Source organism: Mycolicibacterium septicum DSM 44393, assembly GCF_000455325.1.
Lineage (GTDB): Bacteria > Actinomycetota > Actinomycetes > Mycobacteriales > Mycobacteriaceae > Mycobacterium > Mycobacterium septicum.
Genome location: NZ_HG322953.1, coordinates 826,655 through 842,042, shown reverse-complemented (window position 1 = coordinate 842,042; position 15,388 = coordinate 826,655). Strand labels below are relative to the sequence as shown.

The following is a 15,388-nucleotide window of genomic DNA, read 5'->3' as shown; positions in this document are numbered from 1 at the left end:
ATGAGCACCTCACGAATCGCCGTCGCCTACATCGCTACACCGGGAGGTGATGACGCCGTCGCGGTCGGGGAACAGATCGCCCGCACCCTGGGCGCCGGCCTCGACCTGTGCATGGTCCTGCCCAGTGACCGCTCGGCAATCGCCCCTACTCCCGGGGACGTCTTGCACCGGGAAGCCGACGGCTGGCTGGCCGCCGCCGCGGCCGGGGTGCGCAACGACGTGCCGGTGACCACCCACCTGAGCTACGACGAGTCCAGCACCATGGGCCTGATCGCGGCGGCCGAGAACCTGGGCGCCGACATGCTGGTGGTCGGTGGGGCCGGCGGCGGGCTGGCCGGGCCGCTATCCCTCGGTTCGGTGGTCAACGATCTGGTGCACGCCTCGCCGATACCGGTCGTGATCGCACCGCGCGGCGCCCGATTGCAGCGCAGTGAGCGGATTCGCGAGGTCACCTGCGCCATCGGCACCCGGCCCGGAGCCAACCTGCTGCTCAACACCGCCCTGCGGTTCTGCCGGGCCAGCGAGACGCCCCTTCGCCTGGTGTCACTGGTCGCCGTGGATGACGCCCGCCGGCTGGAAGCCGCCCAGCAGCACGCACAGCGCGCCCTGGACCAAGCGAAAGACTTTCTGCCCGACGATGTTCCGGTCAGTTCACGGGTGGCCACCGGCCCGACCGTCGAGGAGGCGGTCAACAAGCTGGGCTGGAAAGACGGCGACATGATCATGGTCGGTTCGAGCCGGCTGGCCCAGCCGCGCCGCCTGTTCCTCGGGTCGACTGCGGCGAAGATGCTGCGTGTTCTGCAGGTCCCGATGTTTGTGGTACCCAAAGATGAGGGGGCAGAACATGTCTGAGCAACTGGCCAGCACCGAACTGGAACGGGCCGAGCGCGAGGAGGGCTTGGTCGCCAAAGGCCTTGCACCGGGACGGATCGGCACCTTCACCGGAGCGATCCTCGGCATCTCGACGGTGGCGCCGGGCTACACCCTGACCGCCAGCATCGGGCTCATCGTCGCGGCGGTCGGCCTCAAGATGCCCGCCATCCTGATCGCCGGCTTCATCCCGATGTTCCTCACCGCCTACGCCTACCGCGAACTGAACTCCCGCGCACCCGACTGCGGCGCGTCGTTCACCTGGTCCACCAAGGCCTTCGGGCCGTACGTCGGCTGGATGTGCGGGTGGGGCATGGTGATCGCCACCATCATCGTGCTGTCCAATCTGGCCTCGATCGGCGTCCTCTTCGGCTACGAGTTCCTGGGCAAGGTGCTGCACAACGAAACGCTCGCGATGCTCCCTGCGGACAATGTCACCGTCAACATCGTTTCCACGGTTCTGCTACTGGCCATCGCCACCTTCATCTCCTGTCGCGGCATCACCACCAGCGAGAAGGTGCAGTACGTGCTGGTCGGGTTCCAGATGATCGTCCTCGTGACGTTCGCGGTCGTCGCCATCGCGCGGTCCGGCGAGGTCGAGGGGCATCTGAGTTTCGACATCCAATGGTTCGACCCGTTCACCGGACTCACGATGAGCGCCTTCGTCATCGGGTTGATCGGCTCGATCTTCGCCTTCTGGGGCTGGGACACCTGCCTGACGTTGGGAGAGGAGAGCAAGGACCCCACCAAGGTGCCCGGCCGGGCCGGATTGTTGTGTGTCATGTCCATCCTGCTGACCTACCTGCTGGTGGCGGTGGCGGTGATGATGTACGCCGGAGTCGGCACCACCGGGCTGGGGCTGGGCAACGCGGAGATCGCGGAGAACGTGTTCGGGGCGCTGGCCTATCCGGTGCTGGGTGACTGGGGCGGGCCGCTGCTACTGCTGGCGGTGTTCGCATCGTCGATCGCGAGCCTGCAGACGACCGTCCTGCCTGCCGCCCGCACCATGCTGGCGATGGGTGCCTACGGCGCGTTCCCCAAGAGGTTCGCCAGCGTCAACCCGCGATCGCTGTCACCGGTGTTCAGCACCGTGGTCGCCGGTGTGGTCACCGCCTGCTTCTACACCATCGTGACACTGCTTTCCGAGCGCACACTGCTGGATACCATTGCCGCCCTTGGCATCATGATCTGCTGGTACTACGGCATCACCGCGTTCGCCTGCGTCTGGTTCTTCCGCAAGGAGCTGTTCCTCAGCCCGAGGAACGTCATCTACAAACTGGTGTTCCCGGCGGTCGGCGGTGTCATGCTGCTGTCGGTGTTCGTCAAGTCGGTGCTGGTGAGCATGGACCCGGAGGCCAGCGGCAGCGGTGCGTCGATCGGCGGCATCGGGCTGGTGTTCTATCTCGGCTTCGGCATCCTGCTGTTCGGCGCCGTCGTGATGCTCGGCCTGCGTTTCATCCAGCCGGCATTCTTCCGGGGCGAAACCCTGACCATGGACACGCCGCCGATCCCCTGAGTCCGGGTGATTTGTGCACGATTTTCCGCGCCTGCCGCGGAAAATCGTGCACAAATCACAGTCGGTGGAACCGAAGCGGCGGCGCAGACGTCCGATTCAGTGTGCTCGATGACCACCTTCGCAATCACGATGGCGTGATCACCCGGGCACAAGCCCTGTCCGTCGGGCTCAGCGACGACGCCATCAGCCGTCGCGTTCGTTCGGGCCATTGGCTGCGTTGCGCACCCGGGGTGTTCTTCGTCGACGATCGTCCATTCACCGATTCAGCACGGGTGCGCAGCGCGGTGTGGTCGTACGGGCCATCTGCCACCGCCAGCGGACTGGCCGCCGCATGGTGGCACGGCGTCACGCGCTACCCGCCGAAAAGTGTCGAGGTCACCGTGCCCAGGGTGAGCAATCACCGCAAGCGTGACGGGATCCGGGTCAGACGCCGCGATCTGCCCGGCTCCGACATCGTCGAACACAATGGACTCCGGGTTACCGCACTCCCACTTTCGGTCATCGAAGCCGCGACCCGCCGCGGGGGTGGCGCCAAGCTGATGGATGCGGCATTGCAACGGCACGTCGAGCTGAAACAACTGTGGGGCGCTCACCTGCGCAACAAGGGCAGGCACGGATCGCCCGCGGCCCGGATCCTGCTGCTGTCCGCGGCTGATGGCGCCCGTTCCGAAGCCGAGCGCCTGCTGCTGAAACTATTGCGTCACAACAAGATCACCGGATGGAAGGCCAACCATCCGGTCGCGGGATACAAGATCGACGTCGTCTTTCCGGCGGCAAGGCTGGCCATCGAAGTCGACGGCTGGGCGTTTCACAGCAGCGCTGACGACTTCGCGAACGACCGGAACCGGCAGAACATCATCTCGCTGCTCGGGTATCAGATCCTGCGGTTCACCTGGCTCGATCTGACTGAATATCCCGATCGCGTCCTCGCCGAGATACGCAATGCCTTGGGGTGATTTGTGCACGATTTTCCGCGGCAGCCGCGGAAAATCGTGCACAAATCGCTAGAGCGTCGCAGCGACCGCGTCGAACGCCCGCAACGTGGAGAACAACATGTGCGCGTGCTGCGGCAGCGGCCAGCTGGACAACTTGGCGGCCACCACGCCGGCACGCCGGTTGACGTAGATCATCTGGCCGTGGATGCCCAGGCACAGCAGCACGTCGTTGCCCGGGTACGGCAGCCAGATCTGGTTGCGGTACATGCCGCCGGGCATCCGGTTGTCGCCGGGGCTGTGAGTGAACGCGTCGCGCGAATCCACTCCGCCGGCGAGGGTGTCGGCGACCCAGGCCGCGGGCAGCACCTGCTCCCCCAGCAGCGACACCCCGTCGTTGAGGTACAGGGAGCCGAAGCGCACCAGATCGGACAGGCAGGCACTGATGCCGCCGTCGAACATGCCGGTTCCCATCGAGTCGATCCCGATGTTGGCGTCGTGGGCGGCGCCGATGCGGCCCCACACCAATTGCGACATCAGCTCGGGCATCCGTGCCCCGGCGGCCGCCTCGCACACCCAGCCGAGCACGTCGGTCTCACAGGACCGGTACTCGAACGGCCCGCCGTGCAACGACTTCTGCCGCAGGGTGAGCAGGAAGTCGTACATGGTCGGCGGAATGCCCGGATGGGAACGGGGCGCCCAGTCGATGGCCTGCTCGAGCAGCCGCACCTCGGCGGACGAGTCCAGATACTCCTCGGAGAAGGCGATACCGGACCGCATGTCCAACAGGTGCCGGACCGTCGCCCCGTTGTAGCCGGAATTCACCAGGGCCGGAACGTAATCCGATGCCAGCGCATCGACATCGAGGGCACCGCTGCCGCGCAGCACACCGGCGACCGAGCCGATCAGCGTCTTGCTCACCGACATCAGCAGATGAGGGGTGTCCGGGCGCATGCCTCCGCAATACTGTTCGGCGAGCACCCGGCCCCGGTGCGTGACCAGCCATCCGTCGGTGGCGGTGGCGCCCATGACGGCACCCACGGTCGAGGGCGTGCCATCGGGCAGGCCGACCGCAATGCCGGCGATGTCGTTGTGGTCGACGGCAGCCGGCCCCATCGCGGCCACCGGTCCGGCGCCCCGCGAAATGGTTGCGGTGGGCAGGAATTCGGCGATGTGCTGAAACGCCCAGTGCAGCTGCGGGGCCGACTGCCAATTGGCCAGCGACACCCCGGACGGTGCCCGCCCCGGGTCGCTACCCAGCATCGCTGCTCCCATCGCCGATCTCTGGCGCTCGCGTCGCCACCGCCTCATCATAGGGTTTTCCAGCCAGGAACCTCGATCGCGCGGGCGGGGTCGGCAAGCGGGACACCGGAGTACTGGGCCAGCTGCGCGCTGCGGTGCGGCGGCTCGATTCGGTCACGGGTTCACCCTTTGTCGTTGCGGTATCGGCGAACCAAGTGTGGGGTCAGCTCACCCACCTAGGCATTCGACAAAGTGGCGCCGTTGCCCCACCTAGGATCGCCAGAATGTCGATGGTTGTCCGGCCCGGCATGGCCGAGACTCTGGCTGTGGAAAACCCTTCTGCCCGAGTGTCTTTTGCCGCCGATGAAGCCGGCACCCGCGCCGAGGTGCAGTGGCCGGCAAGCCCGCCGCTGCTCGCCGAGGTCTGCGCCACGTTCGAACACTTCGGACTGCGCGTCGCCTCCTATGAGGTCACCGACGCCGGACACTGCTACGAATTCTGCGGCCTGAACCTGCCGGCGGCCACCCTCGATCTGATCGCGCGGGCCTACGAGGCCGCGATCGCGGGGCGCTGGCAGGTCGACCGATACGCCGCGCTCATCGCGTCGGCCGGAATCGATTGGCGCCGGGTGGTCCTGATCCGCGCGATCACCCGGTTCATCCGGCAGACCGGGTTGGGTTTCTCGACCGACTACATCATCGATTCGCTGCTCGCCGCACCGGATTTCGTCCACGCGCTGCTGGCGCTCTTCGATGCCCGCTTCAACCCCGACGGCCCGGACCATACGGACGCCGACCGGGCCGATCATGACGTGGCGGCCCTGGTGGATGCCGCCACGTCGCTCGACGACGAGCGCATTCGGTGTGCCCTGCACAGCTTCGTGCGGGCGACCTTGCGTACCAACTGGTTCCAGCTCGGTCCGGACGGGCAGGCCAAGGACTACCTGTCGTTCAAGATCGACTCGGCCCAACTGGCCGGCGTCGGTCCGGTGGTGCCGCACCGTGAGATCTACGTCTATTCCGACGTCATGGAGGGCATCCACCTGCGCAGCGGGGCCATCGCCCGAGGCGGTCTGCGCTGGTCGAATCGCGCCGAGGACTTCCGCACCGAGGTGCTCGGCCTGATGAAGACACAGGCCGTGAAGAACGCGCCCATCGTGCCCACCGGCGCCAAGGGAGCGTTCGTACTGCGCAACACCGACGTCGCCCCCGCCGACGGCTACCGCACGTTCATCCGCGGGCTGCTCGACATCACCGACAACATCGTCGATGGCGAGGTCCGGCATCCGGACCGGACGGTGTGCCCCGACGGAGACGACGCCTACCTGGTCGTGGCCGCCGACAAGGGCACCGCGAAGTTCTCCGACCTGGCCAATTCCGTTGCCGCCGAGTACGGCTTCTGGCTCGGCGATGCTTTCGCCTCCGGTGGCTCGGCCGGCTACGACCACAAGGCCATGGGCATCACGGCACGCGGAGCGTGGCTCTCGGTGCGGCGCCATCTCTCCGAAGCCGGCCACGACATCGACGTCGAGCCGTTCACCGTGGCCGGTATCGGCGACATGTCCGGCGATGTGTTCGGCAACGGAATGCTGCTGTCCCACAACATCAAACTGGTCGCCGCATTCGACCACCGGCACATCTTCGTCGACCCCGACCCGGACCCACGGGCATCCTTCGGCGAGCGCGCACGGCTGTTCGATCTGCCGGCGTCGAGCTGGCAGGACTACGACTCCACGCTGATCTCGGCCGGCGGCGGGGTGTGGCCGCGCACGGCCAAGTCGATACCGCTCTCACCGGAGGCACGGACCGCGCTGGGCATCGAGGCGGCCGCGTGCACCCCGGACCAATTGATCTCGGCGGTGCTGCGCGCGCCCGTCGACCTGTTGTGGAACGGCGGCGTCGGCACCTACGTCAGGTCCGACGGGGAGACCGACGCCGATGCCCAGGACAAGGCCAACGACCGGGTCCGGGTGACGGCATCGCAGCTGCGTTGCAAGGTGATCGGCGAAGGCGGCAACCTCGGGCTGACCCAGCAGGCACGTATCGGGTTCGCCCTGAACGGCGGCCGGATCAACGCCGACTTCATCGACAACGCGGCCGGTGTGGCGACCTCGGACCTCGAGGTCAACATCAAGATCGCCCTGGATTCGGGAAACATCGGTACCGCACAGCGCAATACGCTGCTCGCCGAGGCCACCGACGATGTCGCCGCGCGGGTGCTGGCCGACAACGCCGAGGCGATCCTGGCGATCAGCATGGCCGCCGCCGAAGCCGATTCGCTGCTGGACCGGCACATCCGGCTGATCGGCAACCTTCAGGACCAAGCGGGTGTCGACCCCCAGGTAGAGGGGCTGCCGACCGGTCCGGAACTGGTGCGCCGGCGCACCATGGGGCTGGGACTCACGCGACCCGAGATCGCGGTGTTGCTGGCCCAATCGAAGAACCTCGTGGCTCAGGAGCTGCTCGCCTCCGAGATTCCGGACCAGGAGACGTTCGCGCACCGCCTCGGGGACTACTTCCCTGCCGCGATCGCCGAGCATGCCCAGGCCGAGATCGGCCGCCACCCGTTGCGGCGTGAGATCGTGGCGACCTCGGTGGCCGGCGAGCTGATCAACCGGGTCGGCCCCGGCACCATCTACCGCATGCAGGAGCGGTTGGCCGTGACCACATCCGAGGTGGCGCTGGCCTACGCCATGGTGCGCGACATCCTCGACCTGGACGCACTGTGGGCGGCCGAGCTGGCCGGCAACAGCGATGAAGGTCAGCGCATCCAGGCGCTGCTGCAGGTGCGCGAGCTGGTCGAGCACCTGACGTCGTGGGTGCTGCGCAACGGGGCCGGCAACCGCGCCCAGGTGAGCGAGGCGATCCGCCGGCTGATCACCGCCGGCGGGCCGGCAATCTGATCACCGCCGGCGGGCCGGCAAATTGATCACGGCCGGCGGGCCGAAGGCTGCTGCTGGGTGATGCAGTGAATGCCGCCGCCACGCTCGAACAGCGGGCGGGCGTCGACGCTGAGGACACGGCGGCCCGGGTACTGCTCGGCCAGGATCGCCGCCGCGTCCGCATCCCTGGGATCGCCGAACGCGCAGGCGATCACGCCGCCGTTGACCACCAGGTGATTGATGTAGCTGTAATCGACGAAGCCTTCGGCGTCGGTCAACTGGTCGGGCGCGGGTAACTCGACGATCTCCCACGACCGTCCGGAGACATCGTGGGTCTGCTCGATCGATGCCCGGATCTCCTTGCACACCAGATGATCCGGATGAGAATCGGCGCCCTGCGCATGCAGGAGCAGCCGGCCGGGCGAGGGAATCGCCGCCACGATGTCGACGTGCCCGCGGGTGCCGAAGCGCTGCGAGTCACGGGTCAGCCCGCGTGGCAACCAGACCGTGTGATCGGCACCGATGGTCCGGGCCAGTTCGGCTTCGACGTCGGCCTTGGTGGCGCCGGGGTTGCGGCCGGGATCCAATTGCACGGTCTCGGTGACCAGGACGGTTCCCAGCCCGTCGACCTGGATCCCACCGCCTTCGTTCACCAGGTTCGAGTCGACCACCGGCACGCCGGACCAATCGGCAACAGCTGCACCGATTTTCGAGTCGTCATCCCACTGTGCCCAATCCTGGGCACCCCAGCCGTTGAACACCCAGTCCACCGCCGCCACCGAACCGTCTCCGGCGTGTACGAAGGTGGGGCCGATATCGCGCATCCAGGCGTCGTTCAACGGAGCCTCGACGATCTCGACAGCACCGGATAGATACTGTCGGGCCGCGGACATTTCGGCGGGGTCCACCACCATCGTCACCGGTTCGAACTCCAGCACCGCGTGCGCGACCGCCGCCCAGGTGCTGCGGGCTTCGTGGTGTTCGGCTTCGGTGTCGCCCAGCGAGTAGCCGGCCGACGGGAACGCCATCCAGACACGATCCTGCGGCGCACTCTCGGCCGGCATCCGGTAAGTGGTCATTTCACCACTGCCGTGGCTTCGTGGCCGACCCCGTACGGCTGCTCCGCATCGACCGGCGCGGTCAGCGCGGTGTAGGTGTCGGGCCGACGGGTGAGCAGAAATGGGAACAGCTCCAGCCAGTCCCGGCGCTGATCCAGATCCAGGTCGGCGACCAGCACGGCTTCTTCGTCGCGAGGTGCCTGCACCAGCACCCGGCCGAACGGATCGGAGATGAACGACGAACCGTAGAAGCTGACCTTGCCCTCGTCACCGGTCCGGTTGGGCACCACCATGAACAGCCCGCTGCTGATGCCGTTGGCGACGATCACGTGCTGCCACAACGGTTGGGTGTCGAAGGCCGGGAACACCGGCTCCGAACCGATGGCCGTCGGGTAGACCACGATCTCGGCACCGCCGAGTGAGTAGCTTCGCGCCACTTCGGGGAACCATTCGTCCCAGCAGGTCGGCAGGCCGACGCGGGCACCCAGGCCCTCCGGGTTGTACACGGGATACGGGTCGGCCTGGCCGGTTGCGGGCCCGGGACCCGGACGGAAATAGGTGTCCTCGTAGTAGCCGGCCGAGATCGGGATGTGCAGCTTGCGGGTGTAACCGGCCAACTCCCCCGACGGGGTCACCAGGATCGCCGTGTTGAAGCCCAATCCGTCTTCGGCCGGGGCTTTTTCGTACAGCGACGCGTGCACGAAGACGCCGTTCGCCCGGGCGGCCTCGGCGGCAAGGGCAAAGGTCGGGCCCCCGGTGAGATCCTCGGCCGACTCGCCTGGATTCGGTCCGGCCGGGGTGTCCGCGGGGTAGCGCAGCAGCGTGATCTCCGGCAGGCAGACCAGCGCGGCACCGGCGCCGGCCGCCCGGTCGATACCGTCCCGCAGCACCCTGACCAGCTCTGCAGCATCGGGCCGCCACCGATGCTGCACCAGCCCGACCCGTAGCGGAGGACGCGTCGACTCGGCGCTTCGGGACAGCGACTCGGGCGCGGTGGCGGTCAGGGTGATCATCGATCGGCTCCTAAAACGAATGGTGTTCGTTTTATTGTGACCCCGCTGACACCGGTTGTAAAGAGGTAGTAGAAATGTGCCATGGGACGCCCGCCGGTACCGCTGCTCTCCCCCGACCGCATCACCAGTGCGGCAATGGATTTGGTCAACTCAACCGGTGGATTCAGCGTCCCCCAGCTCGCCCGGGCGCTGAAGGTCCGGCCGTCCTCGCTCTACAACCACGTCGCCGGACGTGAACAGATCGTCGAACTACTACGCGAACGGGCCATGTCCGAGGTCACCATCCCCGACGACGACCCGGCCCGCCCCTGGACCGAGGTGGTCGCCGACATCATGCGGTCCTACCGGCAGAGCTACGCCCGCTATCCCCGCCTCATCCCGCTGCTCACGGCACACGCGGTGAACAGCGAGCATGCCCTGACCATGTACAACACCCTGGCCGTCACCTTCGGCCGCGCCGGGTTCGACCCGGCCGACACGCTGCGCGCCATCACCCTGATCGACTCTTTCGTGCTGGGCTCGGCCCTGGACGTCGCCGCCCCCGACGAACCCTGGAGCACCGGGGCCGAGGTGGGCCCGGAGCTGACCGCCGCCCTGACCACCGGCAGTGCCAAACCCGCCCGGGCCGACGACGCCTTCGAGTTCGGCATCGCGGTACTGCTTCACGGACTGGCGGCCGTCGCATCGGGCGCCGAGCGGAATTGAGGCCCGCGGTCGACCCGATTCGCTGCGCGATGCCACCTTCTGGGACTTTTTACCCTGGTCAGCGGCCCTCTCAGGCATAAGGTTGGTAGCAGTCCGCGCGAAGGAGGGGTGATGACCCGCTACGACCTGCCCGATGTTGCCGACCTGATCCGCCTTGGCGAGCCTCATGAGCACGCCATCACGGTGTACGCGGAAACCGCACCGGGACCCGACGAGCGGGACAAGAGTCTGTTGACCGCGAAGAGCGCGGTCGACCGGGCCCTGCGCACGATCCGCGATTCCGGTGCGCGGCACGCCGTCGAGGAAAAGCTGCGATCACGCTGGACCGAGATCGCCGAATCGGACCTGTGGCTGGGCCTTTCCAGTTCGGTGGCCATCTTCATCGCCGACGACTTCCACGAGGTATACGTGCTGCCCAATGAGCTGGAGAGCCAGTCGCAGGTGGGCAGTTACTTCGACATCGGCCAGCTCCTGCGGGCGGTCACCACGCCGCAGGATGCCTTTGCGTTGACGCTGTCGGCCGACGGCTGGAACCTGTGGCAGGCCACCGCGAGCACACGTGCCGAGGAACTGGAGCTCACAGGCGAGTACGCGGCCGACGTGGCCGAGGCGACCCATCGCGCCACCGTGCGCGACCGGGGCCACGTGCGGCGCCTCGTCGGCGACGAGGGCAAGAAAGTGCTGTTGGAGCAGTACGCCAAGCGGGTCGCCGAGGCCGTGGACTCCGAACTGGGGCAGCTCGACCCGTCGTCGACCCGGCCGCTGTACCTGTTCGCGACCGACCCGCTGCTCGACATGTACCGCGGGCTCGACCACAAGCGCCGGATCGTGGCGGTGCCCGGCGCCGCCGACGAATTGCGGCCCGATCAGATCGACGGCGCCATCCGTGAGTCACTGCCCGCCCTGAACTCCGAAGAGGCCAACGCGTGGGTCGAGGAGTTGGGCAATGACCTCAGCAAGGGACTGGTGGCCACCGATCTGGGCGACATCGCGCGCGCCGCGGCGGCCGGCGCGGTGGACACGCTCGTATACAACTTCACCGTCGATGTCCTGGGCCGGATCGAGGCCGCGGACGGCGCGCTGCATTACGACGATTCCGGGTATGACGTGCTGTCCCGCATCGCGGTGACCGTCCTCGAGCATCGTGGTGAGGCCTTCGCTGTGCGACCCGACGAAATCACCGCCGGAATCTGGAACCAGACGGCAGTCGCGAAACTACGGTTCGCCCTGGGCTGACGGGCTTTTCAGCCCGTCCAGCACAAACCCCAGGTGACGCCGCCAGACGCCGTCGTCACCGTCGGCCATCGCGATCACCTTCGACATCGCCCACATCAACGTCGCCAGGTCATCGGCGCCGAAGTCTGCGCGCAGCACCCCGGCGTCCCTGGCCCGCTCGACGACGACCTCCAGCAGTCCCCCGGCGCGGCCGCATTCCCCCGCGACGTCGACGGCGCCGACAGGATTGCGGGCCACCGCGTCGTTGATGCTGCGGTCGGATGCCTGCATCGCGAACAGGCTGTCGAGGAATCCGGTGAAACCCCGCCATGGGTCCGTATCGGCAAGCGCCTGCTGGGCCAGCCGGTCGATGACGGCCAACCGATCGGCCAGCACGACATCCAGGAGCGCGCCGCGGTTCGGGAAGTGGTTGTAGAGCGTGCCGATGCTCACGCCCGCCTTTCGCGCGACCTCGTCGAGAGGTACGTCGACTCCGCGTTCGGTGAATAGTTCGGCGGCCGCCGCCACCAGGCGGTCCCGGTTACGGACCGCATCCGCACGCATCGCCGACATGCTGTTCATCATAGCGAAGTTGAGGGCGCACTCAACTTGTGCTAGTAAGTTGAGTATGACCTCAACTTCTTCCCCGGTCCTGGTGGTACTCGGCGTCGGCCCCGGCCTCGGCTTGTCGGTCGCACAGCGGTTCGGCGCCGCGGGATACCGCGTCGCGCTGATTTCGCGTTCGCCACAACGGCATTCGGACTACCTGGCCGCACTGGCCGACAACGGGATCGAGGCGGCCGCCTATGTCGCCGACGCGGCCCGGCCCGATCAGCTGCGTAGCGCCATCGACGCGGCCCGTGCCCGGTTCGGCCGGATCGACGTGGGCTATTACGGTCCGGCCGCATCCGAAACGGCACCCACCGGCGACATCACCGATCTCGACGCCGCCGGCGCGAAGGCGGCGCTCGACAGCGTCGTACCCGCGGTCGACTTCGCCGCGCAGCTGCTGCCCGAGATGCGGCAGCGCGGCAGCGGAGGATTGCTGTTCGCCGGCGGTCTGAGCAGTGTCGTGCCGATGCCCCCGCTCGGCGGGCTGGCTCTGGCGGCGGCAGTGCTGCGCAACTACGCGGTCACCCTGCATGCCGCACTCGCGCCCACCGGTATCTACGCCGGGACCCTCACCATCGGCGGCCTGATCGAGCGCGGCGACATCCATCGGGCGATGGCCGATTCGCCCCAGTTCGCCGGCATCGCGATCCGGACACTGAACCCGGACGAGCTGGCCGAGCAGATCTGGCAGCTCTACACCGACCGCAGCGCCGCCGAAACCGTGGTCAACGTCATCGCCTAGGCGTGCCTGCCCGAACGGGTAGCCCGAACCGGGCGGGTAGGCCGTCGCTGAACGCGACGTGCACCGGCGGCCCATCGCAGAGCCCGCCAAGGCCGACCGAGGCGAACAATCCCGACTCGTCGAACCCGAGCAGCTCCGCCGACCGCAACGACCAGGCCGGATGCTCGTTGGGCACATACCAGGTGCGCCCGCCGTGAGCGACGTGCAGGCCCCAGCGCGCCGTCAGGAAATGCTCAAGCCGCCCGGGCACGAGAACGTCGCCGGCTTCGACCTCGATACGGCTGGACGCCCGGGTTCGCGGCCAGCGCACCACGGTCGTGTAGGCGTGGCGGTTCCCGTCACGGCGGTACGACATCCTGGCCCACCGATACCGGACCCCCAGCGCCACACGGGCGGCGAGCGCGACGTCGAGCCTCGGGGTGTCCAGGCTCAGGAACACGACGCCACGACGGCCGGTGCGGTCGACGGAGTACAGCCGCACATTGGTCTCCAGGAAACTGCCGAGCACGCCAGGGCCGTAGCCGAAACCGGTGCCGGTCATCCGGAAGGCGACCAGCCCGACGTAGCTGATCCCGTCGAACGAATCCGGCTCGGTGCCCGCCGGATACAGGTGTGCGATCTGCCGCGGCGCTACCGGCCAGTGCAGGAAGCTCAGATCGACCCAGTTCTGATGAAGGATCCGGGCACCGGTCAGCCTCGGCGCTTCGGGGCTGACCGGCTCGACCACTGCGGCTACTCAGACGCCGCCGGTGGCTCCGATTCAGGCAGAACGGCTTCCAACGCTGCGCCGGTGATCCGGCGGAACGCCCGGCGAGGACGGTTGGCGTCCAGGATCGCCACCTCCAGGGTGGCCGGGCCCAGGGTGCGCGGCTCGGAACCGTTGCCGCTCGCGCTGAGTGCTTCGACGGCGATCTTGACCGCTGCGGCCAGATCGGCGTTCTCTGCGTACGACTCGTTCAGCGCGGCGATGATCGGTTCGGTGGTGCCGCCCATCACGACGAAGTGCGGCTCGTCGGCGATCGACCCGTCGTAGGTGATGCGGTACAGCTCAGGCGACTTCGTCTCGCCATAGTGCGCCACCTCGGCCACGCACAATTCGACCTCGTAGGGCTTGGCCTGCTCGGTGAAGATCGTGCCGAGCGTCTGCGCGTAGACATTGGCCAGCTGACGGCCCGTCACATCGCGACGGTCGTAGGCGTAGCCGCGCGTGTCGGCGAACTGGATTCCGCCGCGCCGCAGGTTGTCGAACTCGTTGAACCGGCCCACGGCGGCGAAACCGACGCGGTCGTAGAGCTCGCTGACCTTCTGCAGAGACCGCGAGGGGTTCTCCGCGACGAACAGCACGCCGCTGTCGTATGCCAGTGCGATCACGCTCCGCCCGCGGGCAATGCCCTTGCGCGCCAGTTCGGAGCGCTCACGCATCGCCTGTTCAGGCGAGATGAAGTACGGGAAGCTCATTTACCCCTCACCGCCCGTCCGGGTCCGGCGCGCGATGACCTCGCGGGCCAGCTCGGCGATGCGTTCCTCGGTGATCTCGACCGCACCCTCGGCACCGATGGTCACCGCGGTCGGATAGATGCCGCGCACCAGATCGGGTCCGCCGGTGGCGGAGTCGTCGTCGGCCGCGTCGTAGAGCGACTCGATGGCCACCTGCAGTGCCGAATCCGCGTCCACCACATGCGGATAGAGCTTCTTGATCGACGACTTGGCGAAGATCGAGCCAGAGCCCACCGACTGGTAACCCTCTTCCTCGATGTTCCAACCGCCTGCGGCGTCGAAGGACACGATGCGGCCGGCGTTCTCGGCATCGGCGGCGTCGACGTCAAAACCCACCAGAAGCGGCAGCGCCACGAAACCCTGCAGTGCCGCACCGAGATTGCCGCGCACCATGATGGCCAGCCGGTTGACCTTCCCGCGGAAGGTCAGGGCGACGCCTTCGAGCTTCTCGTAGTGCTCGAGTTCCACGGCATAGAGGCGGGCGAACTCCACGGCGATGGCCGCGGTGCCCGCGATACCGGTCGCGGTGTAGTCATCGGTGACGTACACCTTCTGCACGTCGCGCCCGGCGATCATGTTGCCCTGGGTGGAACGCCGGTCACCGGCGATCAGCACACCGCCGGGGTACTTGATCGCGACGATGGTCGTCCCGTGTGGCACCGCGTTGGTCGGGTTGATCGGCCCCTCGGCGACACGGTTGACCGGCAACAGTTCGGGGGCCTGACGACGCAGCAGTTCAGAGAATGACGACAGGTCCATGGCTACAGAGGGGATACCGGAGAGGGGGTTTGGCAGAGACAGGTTTTCGCGCCAGGTCACTGGCCGCCCTTTTGGACGTATGCGCGAACGAAGTCTTCGGCGTTCTCTTCCAGCACGTCGTCGATCTCATCGAGCAGATCGTCGGTCTCCTCGGCCAGCTTCTCGCGACGCTCCTGCCCGGCGGCGGATGCACCCGGGAGGTCGTCGTCCTCACCGCCGCCACCGCCACGCTTGGTCTGCTCTTGAGCCATCGCTGCCTCCTGCAATTGTCATCGGCCGGGCTAACCGCCCAACCGGTTCTTCCACAGTACCGGTCGGCACCCGGATTGCCCGGGATAGCTCACC

The 15,388-nt window shown here is 67.4% G+C and carries 15 protein-coding genes; 7 read left to right on the top strand and 8 right to left on the bottom strand.

From position 1 onward, the window contains the following. The 3 genes from TX88_RS30825 to TX88_RS30815 all read left to right on the top strand — a co-directional run bounded on the left by TX88_RS30825 (position 1) and on the right by TX88_RS30815 (position 3,342). The gene (locus TX88_RS30825) at positions 1-852 is read left to right on the top strand and encodes a universal stress protein (RefSeq protein WP_044523921.1); all 852 of its coding nucleotides are present in this window, start codon (positions 1-3) and stop codon (positions 850-852) included. Continuing rightward, the gene (locus TX88_RS30820) at positions 845-2,386 is read left to right on the top strand and encodes an APC family permease (protein ID WP_044523918.1); all 1,542 of its coding nucleotides are present in this window, start codon (positions 845-847) and stop codon (positions 2,384-2,386) included. The genes TX88_RS30825 and TX88_RS30820 overlap by 8 nt, the downstream gene beginning before the upstream one ends. Before the next feature lie 101 nt (positions 2,387-2,487). Continuing rightward, on the top strand, positions 2,488-3,342 hold the full coding sequence (locus tag TX88_RS30815; RefSeq protein ID WP_044523915.1) for a type IV toxin-antitoxin system AbiEi family antitoxin domain-containing protein: 855 nt from the start codon (positions 2,488-2,490) through the stop codon (positions 3,340-3,342). Positions 3,343-3,390: 48 nt separating this feature from the next. Here TX88_RS30815 and TX88_RS30810 read toward each other — a convergent pair whose 3' ends face one another. Continuing rightward, positions 3,391-4,581 (bottom strand): serine hydrolase domain-containing protein, encoded by a 1,191-nt coding sequence (locus TX88_RS30810; RefSeq protein WP_044523913.1) that lies wholly within the window; start codon positions 4,579-4,581, stop codon positions 3,391-3,393. A gap of 263 nt (positions 4,582-4,844) precedes the next feature. Between TX88_RS30810 and TX88_RS30805 the strand changes: the two genes are divergently transcribed. Then, positions 4,845-7,463 (top strand): NAD-glutamate dehydrogenase domain-containing protein, encoded by a 2,619-nt coding sequence (locus TX88_RS30805; protein WP_244438710.1) that lies wholly within the window; start codon positions 4,845-4,847, stop codon positions 7,461-7,463. Positions 7,464-7,489: 26 nt separating this feature from the next. Here TX88_RS30805 and TX88_RS30800 read toward each other — a convergent pair whose 3' ends face one another. Continuing rightward, positions 7,490-8,521: an agmatine deiminase family protein gene (locus tag TX88_RS30800; RefSeq protein WP_044523911.1), complete on the bottom strand. Its 1,032-nt coding sequence runs from the start codon at positions 8,519-8,521 to the stop codon at positions 7,490-7,492. Continuing rightward, complete coding sequence (locus TX88_RS30795) at positions 8,518-9,513, bottom strand: nitrilase-related carbon-nitrogen hydrolase (RefSeq protein WP_044523909.1); 996 nt, start codon at positions 9,511-9,513, stop codon at positions 8,518-8,520. Before TX88_RS30795 ends, TX88_RS30800 begins: the two co-directional genes overlap by 4 nt. Before the next feature lie 81 nt (positions 9,514-9,594). On the opposite strand from TX88_RS30795, the gene TX88_RS30790 reads away from it, so the two are divergent. Continuing rightward, positions 9,595-10,218, top strand: coding sequence for a TetR/AcrR family transcriptional regulator C-terminal domain-containing protein (locus TX88_RS30790; protein WP_044523907.1), 624 nt, complete (start codon positions 9,595-9,597; stop codon positions 10,216-10,218). Positions 10,219-10,329: 111 nt separating this feature from the next. Further along, positions 10,330-11,454, top strand: a complete 1,125-nt coding sequence (locus TX88_RS30785; RefSeq protein ID WP_044523905.1) for a baeRF11 domain-containing protein — start codon at positions 10,330-10,332, stop codon at positions 11,452-11,454. Here TX88_RS30785 and TX88_RS30780 read toward each other — a convergent pair. Beyond that, a complete protein-coding gene (locus TX88_RS30780) occupies positions 11,434-12,006 on the bottom strand; it encodes a TetR/AcrR family transcriptional regulator (protein WP_044524395.1) in 573 nt (190 codons plus the stop codon). The two genes, TX88_RS30785 and TX88_RS30780, sit on opposite strands and share 21 nt — an antisense overlap. A 55-nt stretch (positions 12,007-12,061) precedes the next feature. Here TX88_RS30780 and TX88_RS30775 point away from each other — a divergent pair, with 55 nt between their 5' ends. Further along, positions 12,062-12,787, top strand: a complete 726-nt coding sequence (locus TX88_RS30775; protein WP_044523903.1) for an SDR family NAD(P)-dependent oxidoreductase — start codon at positions 12,062-12,064, stop codon at positions 12,785-12,787. Here TX88_RS30775 and TX88_RS30770 read toward each other — a convergent pair. The 4 genes from TX88_RS30770 to TX88_RS30755 are packed head-to-tail and all read right to left on the bottom strand — an operon-like array spanning position 12,777 to position 15,294. Next, a complete protein-coding gene (locus TX88_RS30770) occupies positions 12,777-13,514 on the bottom strand; it encodes a YqjF family protein (protein WP_044523900.1) in 738 nt (245 codons plus the stop codon). The two genes, TX88_RS30775 and TX88_RS30770, sit on opposite strands and share 11 nt — an antisense overlap. Positions 13,515-13,519: 5 nt before the next feature. Further along, positions 13,520-14,245, bottom strand: a complete 726-nt coding sequence (gene prcA / locus TX88_RS30765) for a proteasome subunit alpha (RefSeq protein WP_044523898.1) — start codon at positions 14,243-14,245, stop codon at positions 13,520-13,522. After that, positions 14,246-15,043, bottom strand: coding sequence for a proteasome subunit beta (gene prcB / locus TX88_RS30760; RefSeq protein WP_044523888.1), 798 nt, complete (start codon positions 15,041-15,043; stop codon positions 14,246-14,248). It lies immediately after the preceding gene. A 56-nt stretch (positions 15,044-15,099) separates the two neighbouring features. Further along, positions 15,100-15,294, bottom strand: coding sequence for a ubiquitin-like protein Pup (locus tag TX88_RS30755; protein WP_003880265.1), 195 nt, complete (start codon positions 15,292-15,294; stop codon positions 15,100-15,102). Between the last annotated feature and the right edge of the window lie 94 nt (positions 15,295-15,388).